The sequence below is a fragment of the Vibrio sp. RC2502 genome, from assembly GCF_054850435.1.
Map to the genome: position 1 here is coordinate 1,921,771 of NZ_CM141453.1, position 15,445 is coordinate 1,937,215.

At 44.3% G+C, this 15,445-nt stretch carries 15 protein-coding genes; 5 read left to right on the plus strand and 10 right to left on the minus strand.

Annotated features, from left to right (window positions below; all coding sequences use genetic code 11):
* Positions 1–4 precede the first annotated feature (4 nt).
* A complete protein-coding gene (locus ACYJZR_RS09065; RefSeq protein WP_069538225.1) occupies positions 5–1,495 on the minus strand; it encodes an MATE family efflux transporter in 1,491 nt (496 codons plus the stop codon).
* A 305-nt stretch (positions 1,496–1,800) separates the two neighbouring features.
* Here ACYJZR_RS09065 and ACYJZR_RS09070 point away from each other — a divergent pair, with 305 nt between their 5' ends.
* Positions 1,801–2,031: a glutaredoxin family protein gene (locus tag ACYJZR_RS09070; protein ID WP_005454961.1), complete on the plus strand. Its 231-nt coding sequence runs from the start codon at positions 1,801–1,803 to the stop codon at positions 2,029–2,031.
* Positions 2,032–2,085: 54 nt separating this feature from the next.
* On the opposite strand, the gene ACYJZR_RS09075 is transcribed toward ACYJZR_RS09070, so the two are convergent.
* Entirely contained in the window at positions 2,086–2,955 is an 870-nt protein-coding gene (locus ACYJZR_RS09075; protein WP_029855844.1) for a LysR family transcriptional regulator, read from the minus strand.
* Positions 2,956–3,061: 106 nt separating this feature from the next.
* On the opposite strand from ACYJZR_RS09075, the gene ACYJZR_RS09080 reads away from it, so the two are divergent.
* The 3 genes from ACYJZR_RS09080 (at position 3,062) to ACYJZR_RS09090 (ending at position 5,606) form a co-directional block, all read left to right on the plus strand.
* Positions 3,062–4,285 carry an MFS transporter gene (locus ACYJZR_RS09080; RefSeq protein WP_083135775.1) on the plus strand — a complete coding sequence of 408 codons (1,224 nt, stop codon included), beginning with the start codon at positions 3,062–3,064 and terminating at the stop codon, positions 4,283–4,285.
* A gap of 50 nt (positions 4,286–4,335) precedes the next feature.
* Positions 4,336–4,917 (plus strand): DUF1415 domain-containing protein, encoded by a 582-nt coding sequence (locus tag ACYJZR_RS09085; protein WP_025540300.1) that lies wholly within the window; start codon positions 4,336–4,338, stop codon positions 4,915–4,917.
* A 113-nt stretch (positions 4,918–5,030) separates the two neighbouring features.
* Positions 5,031–5,606 (plus strand): nucleoside triphosphate pyrophosphohydrolase family protein, encoded by a 576-nt coding sequence (locus ACYJZR_RS09090; RefSeq protein ID WP_406964969.1) that lies wholly within the window; start codon positions 5,031–5,033, stop codon positions 5,604–5,606.
* Positions 5,607–5,684: 78 nt separating this feature from the next.
* Here ACYJZR_RS09090 and btuD read toward each other — a convergent pair whose 3' ends face one another.
* The 8 genes from btuD to cobT all read right to left on the minus strand — a co-directional run bounded on the left by btuD (position 5,685) and on the right by cobT (position 13,917).
* Positions 5,685–6,452, minus strand: coding sequence for a vitamin B12 ABC transporter ATP-binding protein BtuD (gene btuD / locus ACYJZR_RS09095; RefSeq protein ID WP_029822879.1), 768 nt, complete (start codon positions 6,450–6,452; stop codon positions 5,685–5,687).
* Positions 6,439–7,434 carry a vitamin B12 ABC transporter permease BtuC gene (gene btuC, locus ACYJZR_RS09100; protein WP_025612296.1) on the minus strand — a complete coding sequence of 332 codons (996 nt, stop codon included), beginning with the start codon at positions 7,432–7,434 and terminating at the stop codon, positions 6,439–6,441. The genes btuD and btuC overlap by 14 nt, the downstream gene beginning before the upstream one ends.
* An 82-nt stretch (positions 7,435–7,516) precedes the next feature.
* Positions 7,517–8,545, minus strand: coding sequence for a succinylglutamate desuccinylase (locus tag ACYJZR_RS09105; protein ID WP_140270893.1), 1,029 nt, complete (start codon positions 8,543–8,545; stop codon positions 7,517–7,519).
* A gap of 430 nt (positions 8,546–8,975) precedes the next feature.
* Positions 8,976–10,775, minus strand: a complete 1,800-nt coding sequence (locus ACYJZR_RS09110) for a M3 family oligoendopeptidase (protein WP_461715816.1) — start codon at positions 10,773–10,775, stop codon at positions 8,976–8,978.
* A 144-nt stretch (positions 10,776–10,919) separates the two neighbouring features.
* On the minus strand, positions 10,920–11,534 hold the full coding sequence (cobC, locus tag ACYJZR_RS09115; protein WP_140270891.1) for an alpha-ribazole phosphatase: 615 nt from the start codon (positions 11,532–11,534) through the stop codon (positions 10,920–10,922).
* A 12-nt stretch (positions 11,535–11,546) separates the two neighbouring features.
* Complete coding sequence (gene cobU / locus ACYJZR_RS09120; RefSeq protein WP_218753730.1) at positions 11,547–12,080, minus strand: bifunctional adenosylcobinamide kinase/adenosylcobinamide-phosphate guanylyltransferase; 534 nt, start codon at positions 12,078–12,080, stop codon at positions 11,547–11,549.
* Positions 12,077–12,829 carry an adenosylcobinamide-GDP ribazoletransferase gene (locus tag ACYJZR_RS09125; protein WP_406965139.1) on the minus strand — a complete coding sequence of 251 codons (753 nt, stop codon included), beginning with the start codon at positions 12,827–12,829 and terminating at the stop codon, positions 12,077–12,079. Before ACYJZR_RS09125 ends, cobU begins: the two co-directional genes overlap by 4 nt.
* 44 nt (positions 12,830–12,873) lie before the next feature.
* The gene (gene cobT / locus ACYJZR_RS09130) at positions 12,874–13,917 is read right to left on the minus strand and encodes a nicotinate-nucleotide--dimethylbenzimidazole phosphoribosyltransferase (RefSeq protein WP_218753732.1); all 1,044 of its coding nucleotides are present in this window, start codon (positions 13,915–13,917) and stop codon (positions 12,874–12,876) included.
* A gap of 683 nt (positions 13,918–14,600) precedes the next feature.
* Between cobT and ACYJZR_RS09135 the strand changes: the two genes are divergently transcribed.
* Positions 14,601–15,296 carry an NAD(P)H-binding protein gene (locus ACYJZR_RS09135; protein WP_218753734.1) on the plus strand — a complete coding sequence of 232 codons (696 nt, stop codon included), beginning with the start codon at positions 14,601–14,603 and terminating at the stop codon, positions 15,294–15,296.
* Positions 15,297–15,445 lie beyond the last annotated feature (149 nt).

Below are 15,445 nucleotides of genomic sequence, written 5' to 3' on the forward strand. Positions count from 1 at the left end.
GCTCTTATACCTTTAGTCTTATCATTTTCTTTTCTTCTACACCTAACACCAGCCAATACGTTAAAAAGCTAATCATCCCGAATGAAACCAAAGTGGTAGAAATAAACCTTAAAATACTTTGCTCGAAACTTATCGTTAATGAAAACAATACGGCTATCGTTGGTATTAGTACTTGAAGCGCTTTGTTGATGACAAACAATATATATTTCTTAATGGATAACCCGGCTTTGAGCTTGAGAAAAGCGAGCCTCATTCCACAAGAAACTACCTCCATAAAAATGGAAACAACGATAACGGTGTAAGGGGGATAACCTAACGATAGGAAAATATAGGCCAATGGCACAGTTAGCAGCAGCACTGACCCAATTGTTGACTGGTAAGCCTTTACGTCTCCGGTTGCTTGTATAGCCGTTTGAAGACCAACCGTCGTAAGGTTTACAAACGCAAGTACTAAAAATAGCTTGATAAAAGTCAGTACACCATCAGGATAATCTCCCAACCATATCGACAACATAAAATCTGTTTCAAAAAAGATCGGCAGCGCGATGACTGAGTAAAGCAACAAGCTAAAACGGCTTGCTAACATGGATAAGTGGAGCATTTCCTCCCTATTACCCTTGCTTTCTGCCTTTACGATTCGTGGATTGAATGCTTTCATGATGTTAATGCTAAATTCCTTTAGCTTTCCATTTACTTGAACAGCAATGGCATAAACAGCATTGATATAAACGCCAAAGAAATGATTAAGCACAACAGCTAAGCCTTGAACTCTAGCAACGCCACAAATGGCGCCAAACGAGTTCCAACTAGTGAAGCCAATCATTTCTTTAAATAAGGCAATATCTAATTTGAAGTTTAGAAGGTTACATTCTTCATATTTAATCCGACAGTAAACCACCTTCACAATAAGCATTGTCCAAGAAACTGAGACAAACAACGTTCCCAGAGCGACTAGTTGATTTTCAAAGAGGATAATCAAAAATGCCGAAATCAACTTAAGCAGTGATTCAAAAACACTAAACACAGCATCAATACCTAAATCTTCATTGGCATTAATTTGCGCATTAAATGGCACGGTTACTACAGATGCTAATACGCCGACAGCCATAATCTGGTATAACGATTGAGCGGAAGAAACAACTGATACTGGTATGTTAATTAAATCTTCAAAAATAAAAGTTTGAAGTGAAAATAACAGTAAAAAAATAATCATAGCAACAACAATATGTAGCGATTTTGTGGTAGCAAAGACGCTAGTTCTTTTTTCTAACTGTTGGGTACTGTAAAAAGACAAATAACGCTGACTTGATGTTGTCATTGCTCCATTTAAAAACAGCATTAACGCCAAAACGCCGGCAATAAGGTTGAAAACACCATAGCCTTCAACACCAAGTTGATGGAGTAAAACACGTACCATATACAGGTTAACTACGGTCGTAATTAGCATTTTGACGATCTGAAAAAGAGTATTTTTCGCGACCCGCTTCCCTGACATTTTCTCTTCCGAATTTAAAGTAAAACTCGACGTTTAAGTGAATTAGTTACAACAATTCATAAAAACGTCATATCAATACAACAATTAGCATTCAGATAGTAGATAAAAGGATATTTAAGTTCTATTGCTACAGGTACCAATCAAAGCGTTTGGTACTTTTTCCCAACCTTACGTTCTTTATTGGCATTACATTTTTATGACTTTCACTTTCCAAACCTCATTCTTTTACTCAACAAATCAAGTTCTGGAGAGTTGAAGAAGCATATAGTAGACTTCGCCTCCCAATGATAATGGAGAGAAATTCAATGAAACGTGTCGTTCTTTACGTCAAAGACAAATGCCCTCACTGCAAAGATGCTCAACGTTATCTTGATTCGAAAAACATTAATTACCGCCTTTGTAACGCGAAAATGCAACGTGGTCGTAAAGAGCTTGATGCACTTGGTGCTCGCTCTGTACCTGTATTGAAGATTGGTGACCGAGTAATGATCGGTTGGAATCCGAAGAACTTCGAAAAGATGTACAGTGGCAGTTAATCGCCTATAAATGGATAGTGACAAGAGCTTCTGAATTAAGAAGCTCTTTTTGTATCAGACGTAACGTTTCACAAAATCAATAAACGTCCGATCTGCGATAGATAAATACCCTTCTTTCCGCCAAGCTAGTGCCAAATCGAGCGTTACTGGTGGATAAAACGGAATGCCAACAACCCCCTTCTCGTTTTGAGTAACAAGCTCAAGCAGGGCCGTAATGGCAAACTCCTGCCTGACGATGCTCAATATCAGCGGCAGCAAGTTGGTTTCAAAGGAAGACTTCATGCTGAAACCGTGCTCTTCACTGACATGGTCTAAGAATTCTCGATGAAAATATCCGTGCTGAAACATCACCAATTCATGCTCGAAAAATTCATCAAACGTTATGGCTTCACGCTGCGCTAGCTCATGCTCGGGAGCAACAACGGCCACCATTTGGCTGCTGAACAAATGGTCCGTTTCTAGATCTTCGGGTACATCGTCACAGCTGATCACGCCGATATCGAGTTGTCCATTGAGCAACATTCGACGAATAGATTGCGTGCCAGCCTCAACGAGCGTCAATTTCAGATCAGGAAACTGGCTCTTAAACGCCATCACGATTCTCGGGAAGAAGTAACTCCCCATCATAGAAGGCGTGCCGAGGCGAACTTCTCCTTTCGCTAAACCTTTTAGCTCATCAATCGCTAATTGCGCATCGTGCAGTTGTTGAATCACTCGCTGCGCGTGAATGAGTAAGGTTTCCCCCTCTTTCGTTAGGCTGATTTTCTTATCTTCACGACGAAACAACGTCACGCCGAGTGACTGTTCGAATTTTTTTATCGAAATGCTTAACGCTGGTTGCGCGATATGAAGTGCCTTAGCTGCGTGGGTGATATTGCCATGCTCAGCGACAGCTAGAAAATGTTTCAGTTGTTTCGATTCCATAAGATCAAAAATATATCGTATCCATATTTTTAATATATTTTTTTAATCCATATCCAACTGATAGATTGATCACAATCTCCTTTATTGCTCCTATCAGGCAGGAAACATGGTCAGCTTTGGTACTCCGGAATACAAACGCATTACGCTATCTCTGGCGCTTGGCTCTTTTTTGGTTTTTTCTAACCTATACCTTTTACAACCTATGCTGCCGACCTTCGCAACGCTGTTTTCCATTTCAGAAACGCAGGTTAACTGGTTGTTTGCCGCCTCAACGTTAGCGCTTTCATTCAGTTTGGTGCCAATGGCGGTCTTGTCCGAATCCATCGGTCGTAAGCCAGTGATGATGGTTGGCTTGTTCTCTATTCCTGCCATTTCTGCGTTGATGCTACTCGGAGACTCATTTATATTTTTGGTGGCATGCCGAGCATTAATCGGAATCGCTTTGGCCGCATTTGCCGCTGTTGCCGTCGCATACATGGCAGAAGAACTTGATAAGCACGCATTTTCAATGGCCATTGGTACTTACATTGCAGCAAACTCATTAGGTGGTATCGCAGGACGTATTAGCGGCGGTTTGTTGGCGGATAACTTTAGTGTCGATGTCGCCATCGAAGTCATGATGGTTGTAACACTGATTGGCGTAATCTGCGTGCACTACTTATTGCCAAAGCAGCGCAACTTCACACCTTCATCCAGCAGCTTAAGACACCAAAATCGCGCCATTATTGGCCACTTCCGAAATAAGCGGGTTTGGTTTGCAATGCTCATCGGCGGCCTTAACTTTGCGTTGTTCGTCAATCTTTACTCAGTGATGGGCTTTCGTTTGGTTAGCGCGCCGCACAACGTTCCGGTCGGTCTGGCATCGTTGATATTCATCTGTTATTTGGGAGGAACTTTTTCTTCTCGATGCGCAGGGCATTGGAGCAAACGTTGCTCTTCTATTCTAGGTATGTTCTTAGGCGCTGTGGTTAGCATGGCAGGCATGTGGATTGCGGCTTTTGAGAGCCTCGCCGCTATGCTTATCGGTCTTCTGCTGATTAGTTTTGGCGCGTTTTTTACCCATACTTTGGCTTACGGCTGGGTAGGCCAAAACGCAACACAAGCAAAAGCAACCGCAACAGCTTTGTACTTGGTGCACTACTATGTTGGCGGAAGTTTAGGTGGGTTTTTATTGCTCTACTGTTGGCAACATGGCGGTTGGTCAACCGTACTGCTTGGCGGAAGCGTTTTGTATGCCGTGATGTTTGCTGCCATTGCCTACTTAAAACACATTTGTGAAAGCGTAGATACCGACAGCAACACTGATGTAGCAAGCTTGGGAAGAAGTTAATCGACTTCTCTGCTATGCTTGCGCCAAATTCATAAAAGCAAGAAAGTCGTATGCCAACGCGCTCAACACAAGAAACACCGAATACAGATATTAATGCGATCACGCAACAAGTCGATCAATGGCTTAATGATGTCGTGATTGGTCTGAATTTGTGTCCTTTCGCTGCAAAGCCGCAGCGTAACAAACAAATTAAGATTTTTGTCAGCGAAGCAACACGAGAAGAAGCGCTGCTTGAGGATATTCTGCTGCAACTTATTGAACTCAGCACCACCGAACCAGAAAAGCTGGAAACAACATTGGTCGTCGTACCTAACATGCTGCAAGATTTCTGGGACTACAACTTCTGCATCGATTGGGTTGAAGGGCTGATCAAACAACAGGATTGGGAAGGTATATTCCAAGTGGCGACTTTCCATCCCGACTATTGCTTCGGTGGTGCAGCGCCAGAAGATGACGAGAACTTAACCAATCGTTCACCATACCCAATCTTCCATCTTATTCGAGAAGAGAGTATGGAAAAGGTGTTGAAGCACTACCCTGACCCTGAGTCTATTCCCGACACAAACATCGCGCGAGTTTCTGCTCTTTCAGAAGAAGAACGTAAAAAGCTCTTCCCTTATCTATTTCGTTAACCCACAGTTTAGAACCTCAAGAGACGATTTCTAATCAGTTAGATTCTGATCTCTTGGGGATTAAAGTGCGGTTTGGTATCATTGCCCCTTCAATCGATTCAATGGACATTAGAATGCAACTGTCAAAGCTAACCCAAGAGATTTTTGATCACTTATACCGTGACATCACCGAGTTCCGTAGTACGTTCGACCTACCAGTCGCAGACGCTGCAAGCCTAGATGCACAAGCAGACACACTACACACCTCTTTGGCGATCGAAGAGCTAACAGAGCTAGCAGAAGCAGATTGTAAAACTGAACAAGCCGATGCGATTGTAGACAGCGTTTACGTTCTAATGGGTCGTCTAGTTCACCTTGGTCACAGCAAAGTAGAAGATAACCTAGCGATCAGCTACCTCATTGATCTTTTACTGAACGTTGCAGTAAACCGCGGAATCGACTTTATTCCTTGTTGGGACGAAGTTCATTCAAGCAACATGAGCAAAGTATGCCGCAACGCGCAAGAGTATACTGAGACCGAAGCCTTCTACGCAGAGCAAGGTATCAAGTTGATGGCTGTACAAAAAGGCGAATACATCATCGCAAAATGTGCACAAGACTTCGTGTCTGAAGGCAAAACCGTACGTAAAGGCAAAGTGCTCAAGTCGGTTTACTACCGTCCTGCGGACTTAAAACCGCTAACTCAATAAATACTTGGTTAAGTATTCAAGAAACAAAAAAACGACCTTATACGGGTCGTTTTTATTTTATCAGCACAAACCTAGGCTCTAATCGAAGATCAAATACGATCTCTCGTCTATCATCACTTTTCTGACCTGAGTTTTGAACACTTCAGCGAGACCAGTCTCGGAGAGCACGTCATCCGCCCTGCCCGACGCATGCAACACACCATTACTGAGCAATAACACTTTATCGGCATGTTTAAGGGTGCGATTCAAATCATGGTTCGCCACGAGCACGCTAATACCTTGTGCCGCGATAGCATTGATTAACTGATACAACAAACCTTCTTGAGCGATGTCGAGCGGAGCGGCTGGCTCATCTAAAATCAACAACTGCGAGTATGGATTTATCGTTCTCCACACTTGTAGGCATACACCCGCTAAGCGTACGCGTTGCCACTCGCCGCCTGATAGCGTTTGAATGCTGCGGTGCAACTTATCTTGCAGTTGGACGAGCTCGACCACCATATTAACGGCATCACGAACTTTACCATCAGTGATCGCAGCGCCACTTGGCAACGACAACGCAAGATATTGAAAAACATCGACGTTAAATGCAGGTCTAGATTGCTGACATAAGTAACCGCGAACATAAGCTTGTTCCGACAAAGATAACGTAAGCAAGTTTTTGTCGTCCACATGAACTTCACCGCTCGCTCCGTCCCTGCCAGTTAATGTGCCAGAAATCGCTGCGAGCAACGTACTCTTACCAGAGCCGTTTGGTCCGACAACGTGGACGACTTCGCCAGCTTTGCATTCAAATGAAAGTGGCAGCAAACGACTTCCAACCGCTATATGCTTAACGCGCATCATGACTCTTCACCAACATCCAAATGAAAATAGGCGCACCGATAGAAGTCGTCATCACACCTAAAGGCAGTTCTGCGGAATCCAGCAATAGTCGCGCACCAATATCTGCAAAAACAAGCAAAGCTGCGCCAGATATCGCCGACAGTGGCAACAAGTAACGGTTTTCTGTGCCAAACGCTAATCGCAGCAAATGCGGAACCACCAAGCCAACAAAGCTAATGATGCCACCCAATGCGACGGAGCAACCAACCAACACTGAGATGGCTAAAATCAACTTCCAGCGCATCTGATGAACATCGACACCGAGTTGAGTGGCATGAATCTCTCCAAGCATTAACTTATCGAGCGGTTTACCTTGGCAACATAGCCAAACTAGAACAGGGAACATGACTAATGTTACCGTGTGCTGATACCAACTCGCACCACCAATGCTCCCCATAAGCCAGTACATTAGCTGGCGTAGACTTAAATCATCACTGAAGTAAAAAGCCCATGTCACGATGGCACTGGATAAAATACCCAACGCGACACCGACTAACAGTAAACGCGATGTCGTGAGATGCATCACCCGAGCAATACCAACCAATATCAGCGTGAACAGCATCGAGCCAGCTATCGCCGCCAGCATAAAGATCATAGGCGTTGGCAGCACAGGCAACGCGAACATCACCAAAACCATCGCCAAACTTGCGCCCCCAGAAATGCCAAGCACGCCCGGCTCTGCCAGCACATTCCCCAACAAAACTTGTAGTGTGGCACCAGATACGGCCAATGCAGCTCCTATCATTGCTGCTGCGACCAATCTTGGCAGACGCAAATCCAGTAATAGCTTTTGCTCAAATACAGAGAGGGATTGAAAAGGAGAAAGGAAAACCTCCCCGACCATCAAATGAATAGTAGAGAGTAAAACGAGTACGACTGACATAATCACGAGATTACGCTGCCAGCGTCGCTCCTTGTTCAAGATAAGTTGTTGAAAATCCATAGTGGCCGATAAAAACAAACGAGGCTTAACCTTACAGTTAAGCCTCGGTAGATTGCAATTAACTTCTAAGAGTAATGTTGGATTAATCGTAAACCAACTCACCCTCTTCAAAACGTGTTTTTACTTCACAAACCATCAGCGCAGCACGTTGACCAATAGCGACATGACGATTTGGGAAGACAATCGCTTCGTTATCATTTTTAGCCATCAGAGGCTTGTCGCCATCATGACCAAAGACTTCACCATGAACAAACGAAGTAAAATTCTCCACGTTGTCGTCAAACATGAAATCGAAATCATCATGCAAGCGGACGATAGTGCGACTTACGCGATATTTAATACACGGTTTCGATAAGTGCTCTGGCTGAGCTTCTGCAATCAAATTACGCAGAGCCAAGTCAAATGCCGTTAATCTGTCCAGAGCATTTTCACCAATTCTGGCGACGCGGCCAAGCTCCATCGTTAGCGCTTGTGCACCGTAATTCTCTGCACTGTACCAACTGAACGTACTTGATGGTGAATTGGATAACAACACAGCTTCAATATGCGCACTATCGAGAAAATCCACCAACGCTTTGCTGCGAACTGGGTGGCGCGTTTTTGGGCTTACCGCAAACGTATAATGTTTCGAACCACGAATTGCACAATGCAAATCTAGGTGCCAACGCGTTTTTGGGTCTGTATCTTGATAGAAATCTCGCACCAACAGTTTCAGCGTGTCAGCAATCGCCAGTTCCTTCGTTGGTTCGTGCTCTTTTTCATCGAATAGACGATTGAGGTTTTCTTCTAGGAATCGTGTATGCGCCAGAGTTGACTCAGGGTGAGCAATAATGAATAGGCAACGTGCATCGACTTTCTGGAATCCAGATTCGATGTCTTTAATGATCGAATCCACCAGCTCCATCGGTGCGGTTTCATCCCCATGAATACCACAAGAGATGATGATGTTCTTCGTGTCCTGAGTCGGGTTTTCAGGAATGACTTCTAGCACACCACGCTGATAGAGTTTGAGTTGTACGCCGTTTGATAGCACCTGCTCCGCTGGCACTACATCAATATGAACATCTAACGTGTCAGTTAAAAACGATTGGCGAAAGAGAGACTTCGTCATGCGTTACTCCTTAATAGCACGGCGGGTATGTTAATAAATTGTACAAAGAATTTTTGTTGCTGCGATCTCACTTATGAGTAGAAACCGCTAAATTTATCAAAAATCCGATACCCATTTGCGCCATGCACTCAAATCAAGCATTGAGGCGTTTATTTTTTAAACAATTACAAAGTGTTAGGGCTGTGAACTTTACCACAGCCTTCTGTAAGATCATTATGATTTGATCAAGTTTGAGTGTCTGTTAACCTTTTGAGCCGATTTTTTCGGCGGTGTGCGGATTCTTTATACAACACATGGTCATTTGCTTTGTCACTGCTTCTATGAGCAAACGGCTATGCGAACCAAAGATACCGCCAGTACCACCAAATAGTTCGAACTGAAGCCCTATCCGCGCAAGATTCATCGACTAGAGTCAACAGAACTCAACCTCCTATTGGCTACGCTGCGCAAGTAGGCGTTCAAACTCATCGACTTTGTCGCGTACAAGCTCCACGCTTTGTTGCCAGAAGTCTGGTTTGGTTAAGTCCATCGATAGATGTTTTTCAACCACCTCTTCTGCCATCATGTTGCCAGTATCACGCAGTAAATTAACGTAATCAATGTAGAAGTTTTCACCTTTAGCTTCACGTTGCGCATAAATGCCTTTACTGAACAAGAAGCCGAATAGATATGGATAGTTATAGAAACTCACATCGGCAATCGAGAAGTGCAGCTTGCTTGCCCAAAAATAGGGGTCAGCTTCACTCATCACGTCTCCGTACCAATCTTCCCACGTTTCTGACATCAGATTACAGAAATCCTGAGCGGTTAATTCTCCCTCCTGACGACGTTCGTAGAATGCTTTTTCAAACTCGTATCGAACAGGAATATTGATCATTAACGCCAGCGCAGAAGACAACTCTTCCCACAGCATTTCGAGTTTGTCGTCCACACTTTCTGCTTTCGAGATCAAATGATCGCGTACGATATTCTCTGCAAAAATAGAAGCGGTTTCTGCCAGTGTCATTGGGTAGTAAGTTTGGCAAAGCGGCAGATCTCGAATAACCCAGTTATGGAAGGCATGACCAAGTTCGTGAGCCAATGTCATCAAATCAGAACGGCTACCACTCCACGTCATGAATACCAACGGTGTGCGCGTGGCTGGTAGCTTAGTGCAGTACGCCCCCAAACGTTTATTGGCATTTGGCGCCGCATCTATCCAACCGTTTTGAACCATTAAACGCACAAACTCAGACATCTCTGGGTTGACGGTTTCAAACGCTTCGCAAATCACATCGATTGCTTCATTGAAATCGTAGACTTTAGCATCACCGCTTAATGCAGGCATTGCAGCAAGGTGGTTCCACGGCTTCATCTCATCCAAACCGTGCACTTGCGCCATCAATTTACCGGCTTTTTGACCAATATCACGACTGTCCTTCGCCACTTTCATCATGGCAGCCAAGGTTTCAGATTGAATGCGGCTACCGTACAAACTTGGATCTAAAAAGTGTACCTCTCGCTTAGTCGAGCGCTTTTTGTTTTCAGTTAAACGCCAGCCTGCAAGTGCATTTAAAATCGCGGCGAAAGACTCTTGGTGCGTTTCCATTGCTTTTTGGACACCACGCCATGCCGCTTCTTGGCGGTCAAACTCTGAACCGTAAAGGATACTTGCAGCTTGGGAGAAACCGAGCTCTTCAGTACTGCCATCAGCATGGTCTAACGTAACTTTTAGCGAACCCGTCAAGTTGTCGTACAAATTGCCCCACGCAGATTTGCCGTCCACACTCATCGCAGCTAAAAGCTTCTCTTCTTCCATACTCAAGCGTGTATCTGCCAGTTTTCTCGACTCCATAATAGGAAAAGCTTGACCGCTGATGTCTGGATTTTCGTGATCGAGAACGCGAGCAATGAACTCATCATCTGCATGCGTTAAGGTAAGTTCGAAAGCACTAAACGCTTGAGACAATTCAGAGAAAATACGCATCATACGACCAGAAAGCGCTTTCGCTTCGGCGTTAGTAGCGTTCACTGAGGAGTAGCAATTGGCGAAGTTGTAGACCGTGCCCGCCAAGCGACTTGCTGCTTCGTTGGTCAGAATGGCATTTTGCATCACTTCAACATTTTCACAATCTTGCGATTGCTTATTCAGCAGGTCAATACATTGCTCAACAAGTGCGATATCGTCTTGAATTCGAGGGTCGGCAAGGTCGTTGTAAACGATGGATAAGTCCCAACTAGGAGTGGTCATTTTTTAGAGTTCCTTTTGATGTAATCGAATCGGTCTTTCCTCTTCCTCCTAACAAGATAGGATTTAGGAAGCCGATTTCTTCCATGACTAGGGCTGCTTTTCTTCCTTGATTTGTTTCACGTTGAAGGCCAACAGCGCCTGATTTTAATCTTCTACAAGAGGCACGCCTATTGAACGAACTGAGGCGTAAATTTGGTCATCAATAGTAATTGTTATATGAGTGACTGAGGCATTTCCTATCGCCAATGTCGAATACCATTGAGGATTGCGCCAATCCACGCCCAAAACATGAGCGAGAATTATTCGAATTACGCCACCATGCGTGACAATTAACAAGTTGTCATTGATATCGTTAATGATTTGAGACCAAGCGCGACTAACGCGCTGAGAAAATGTGCTTAAGCTCTCGGCATTAGGCAACGAATGGTGAGCGGGTGATTGCCAAAAGGCATCGAGTTTTTTCCAATGTTCAGTAAGCGAATCAAATGGCATGCCGTCGAAGTCACCAAAGTCCATTTCTTGCAGATCGTCTTCGGTGGTCATTGGCAACAATTGTTGCTCAGCTAATATTTGCGCCAAATCGTGACAACGAGAAAGCGGCGACGATATTATCCCCGCTACGTCGTATCCTTTGGTTTTCCAAGCCATGGCGATTCGCTGCTGCTCGGCCTCTTTCACTTTGAGATCAGTCTGACCATGTAAGCCAGGCGCGGCGTCTACTTTTCCATGACGCATAAGATAGATATTGAGCGTTTTCATTACCTTCGTATCCTATTCTTTAAGAACCAATGGCAACCCTGCCGCAACAAACGTTACTCGAGAGCATACTTGAGCAAGTTGTTGATTCATGCGCCCTGCATTATCAACAAAATAGCGGCTCACAGCACCCAGCGGCACGATGCCCATTCCCACCTCGTTAGAGACAAAAATCAGTGTCGCGCGAGAATTTTCAACCGCTTGAATGAGCTTTTCTATCTCTTGTTCTAATGACTCGTTACTGCAGACTTCACCTAGCTCAAAAATCCAGTTGCTCAGCCACAACGTTAAGCAATCAACCAATACAACGTCATTAGCATCAAAATGAGCAAGTAAATCAGGAAGTCGAAGGTGGCATTCGTGTTCATGCCACCCTTCCCCACGTTGAGCTTGATGATGCTTAATCCGCTCTCGCATCTCATCATCAAATGGCAACGCAGTAGCGACATAATGTAATGACTTGTTCTGCTTTGCGGACAACTGTCTTGCGGTTTGTTCAGCAAGTTTCGATTTTCCTGAACGAGCACCACCGAGAATTAACTGCTTCATATATTTTGATAAAACGCGATTAGAGTAAGGTAAACCAAGAGTTCAGAAAGCTGCTGCGCTGCACCTAAGCAATCGCCAGTAAAACCGCCAATGCGCTTAGTCAGCCAACGTTTGAATGCAAATCGAAATGCAAACAAAACGATGACGATCAATGATGTCTGCATTACTCCGAGAAAGAGCGAAGCCACGCCCGCAGTAAACAGCAAAATGGCAACTTCAGACGAGGACTGCTTGTTCGCAAGCGGCTTGCTTTTTGAGGTGTCACTGTCACTCACATAAGGCATGTCGTAAATTAGCGTTGCAGCGAGGGCACGACTCGTGGTGTAGGCCACAACAATAACGAGCCAAAAATCAGGCAAATGCACCAACTCGCTCCAAAGGACAAACTTCGCCAACAACGCCATCACTAATGTTGCGGCGCCATAAGTCCCGATGCGGCTGTCCTTCATGATAGAAAGACGACGCTCAACCGTCATACCGCCGCCAATGCCATCCGCCATATCAGTCAAACCATCTTCGTGAAAAGCACCGGTGAGCAACAGGCTGAACGCCATCGTTAATACAAGAGCAACGGAATCAGGGAAAATAAGTTGGGTGAAGTAGAACACAAGCGCGCAAAGCACACCAAGAATCACACCAACCAAGGCAAAATATCGCCCGGCTTGGTTCATACGCTCTTCGCTGTAAGGTAAGTCACTCGGTACAGGCAAGCGGCTAAAAAAGCTCACAGCCAAGAGGAATAGCTCCATTTGATAGCGTAGCGTTGCTTGTCTTGAACTTTTTGACTCAGACACTAAACCGTTACTCCCGCACTCTCAAAACTGGCCATTTTATTATAGAACTGCGCAGCGGCCTTCAATAGCGGCAATGCCAACGCAGCACCTGTTCCTTCACCGAGGCGGAGCCCTAAATCCAGCAAAGGTTCAGCTTTTAATGACTCCAACACAAACTTGTGTCCGTTTTCTTCTGAACGATGTGCAAACAGCATGTAGTCACGTGTTTCTTCATCTAGTGACGTGGCAACATACGCCGCGACAGAAACAATAAAACCATCGACAAGCACTGGCGTTTTCAAACGCTTCGCCTCAAGGAACGCCCCAACCATCTGTACGATTTCAAATCCACCAACTTGCGATAATACAGCTTTGGCGTCTAGACCTCGACAATGACTTACCCCTTGAGCAACCAACTTTAACTTTCGGCTCAACTGCTCTGAGTTGATGCCCGTACCAAGACCAACACAGTGGTTTACCTCAAGCGGGCTGAGTGCCGCCAATAATGCGGAAGCCGAGCTGGTATTTCCAATGCCCATCTCGCCAAACATCAGTAAGTTAGATCCTGAATAGATGGTGCTTTGCGCCACTCTTGCACCATATTCCAAACCAAGCGCTACTTGTTCAGAAGACATCGCCGCTTGCTTTGAAAAATTGGCAGTGCCATTTCCTAAACGCTGCTCAATTAAATTCGGATGAGATTTAAACTCAGGAACCATGACTTCGATTGGCGCAAGCATACCGCAGTCAATCACTTTGAATTCGATTTGGTTTACATCGCAAAAGCAGTTAATTGCCGCACCTCCAGCAAGGAAGTTTGCAACCATTTGCTGGGTAACTTCACTCGGTGCGATGCTAATGCCTTCTTTCGCAACACCATGGTCGCCAGCAAACACCAACATCGTTGGCTTGCGAATAACAATCTCTTCAACGGCTTGTGCTTGATCTTGGCTTTGAATCAACGCTAACTGCAATGCGACTTTTTCTAGCAACCCTAGAGCACCTAAGGGTTTGGTTTTGTTATCAATGCGCGTTTGAATATCTGCGGAAAAAGAGCAATCCATGTTTGGTATTCCTTCAAGTAATTGGTGTTCGTTCGATAGAAACGTTGTCTACAGTTGCGTATGCATTACGACGGGACAAGATAAAAGGCTGACGACGAATGAGAGAATAAGTGTACGCCTCTTTCATTCTATTTCATCTGATTTTCTCTTTTTGCTGATGTTTTTAGCATTCTGACTGTCATATTGACAAGAATATGATTCTAGGTGGCTGTTTTTACATAAATAGAAAAGTGATACGAATACATATCACCTGGATATCCGGCACAAAAAACCAAGCCCATACAACCAAGCAAACCATTGAAATCTATAACCAAAAAACAAACCAAAGTGACTAAAAACAAGCATTTATAACATGTCTAACACCTAATAAATTCAACGATTGGCACAACAAATGCTTGAATTAACTTGTCCCAATAAAATGGAGAGAGAATTATGTTTGCCAATCAAAGTCGTCGCCCTGCTAAGAGAAGCAAGCCCAAACCGCAGCGCAAAACCCGGCGCTCAATTCCCTTATCACTCTCCTGAGCCTAAGACCCGTAAATAACGGGTCTTTTTTTAACATGCGATATCGAGCTCGCCACTGCACAAATTTGATGGTGAGTTGCGGCTTATTCTTGCTCTTTCAGCGTGTTGGCATAAGCTACTAATGCCTAAGCACTTGTTTTCTAGGGAGGAAGCATACAATGACAAACGATGTTAACACTTGCGTAATCATCGCTGGCGCAACTGGGTTAATCGGCAGCAAAGTGGTCGAAAACCTCATTGCTCAGTCAGGTATTTCTCATTTGTACTCCCTCTCCAGACGCCCACTTAAAGACATTTATGACCCAACAAACAAGATCATTCCAATCATTGATGCAGAGCTCACTATTCATCAATGGAATGAAAATCAAACAACGCCCGATATAGGTTTCATTTGTTTGGGCACGACTCTCAAGCAAGCAGGCAGTAAAGAAAACCTACGTAAAGTCGATGTCGAACTGGTCACTTCGGTCGCACAGCAAATGAAAATGGTCGGCGTAAAACGCCTTGCGGTGGTGTCTAGTTTAGGTGCCAACCGTTCCTCTCCTTCTCACTATCTTGCTTGCAAAGGACAAATGGAGCAGAACATTGAAAAAATGGGATTTGATGAAGTGGTGTTTGTGCGTCCAGGCCCTTTAGTTGGTGAACGCGATCACCCGCGAAGTGATGAAAAGCTTGTTCAAGCTTTATTCAAAGTCATTCGCCCACTTATGATAGGGAAATTGTCTAACTTTCTGCCGATTAAAGCCGAAGAAGTGGCCAAAGCGATGATTTATCAAGTTTACAGTTATCAGGAAAATTCGGTTGTTTATCTACAAAGAAAAGAAATGCTCGACCTACTGCATCATTATGACTAGTCATTTTGCTTAAAAATCACGCTAAACAGTAAGCTCACGAGATTTATCTCTCATTTTTATATTCATTTTAGATCTATCTAATACCTGTTTGTCATTTTTAAAGTTATATCCTGAGCGTTATCTTACGGCATCAGTATATAACCCCGTAT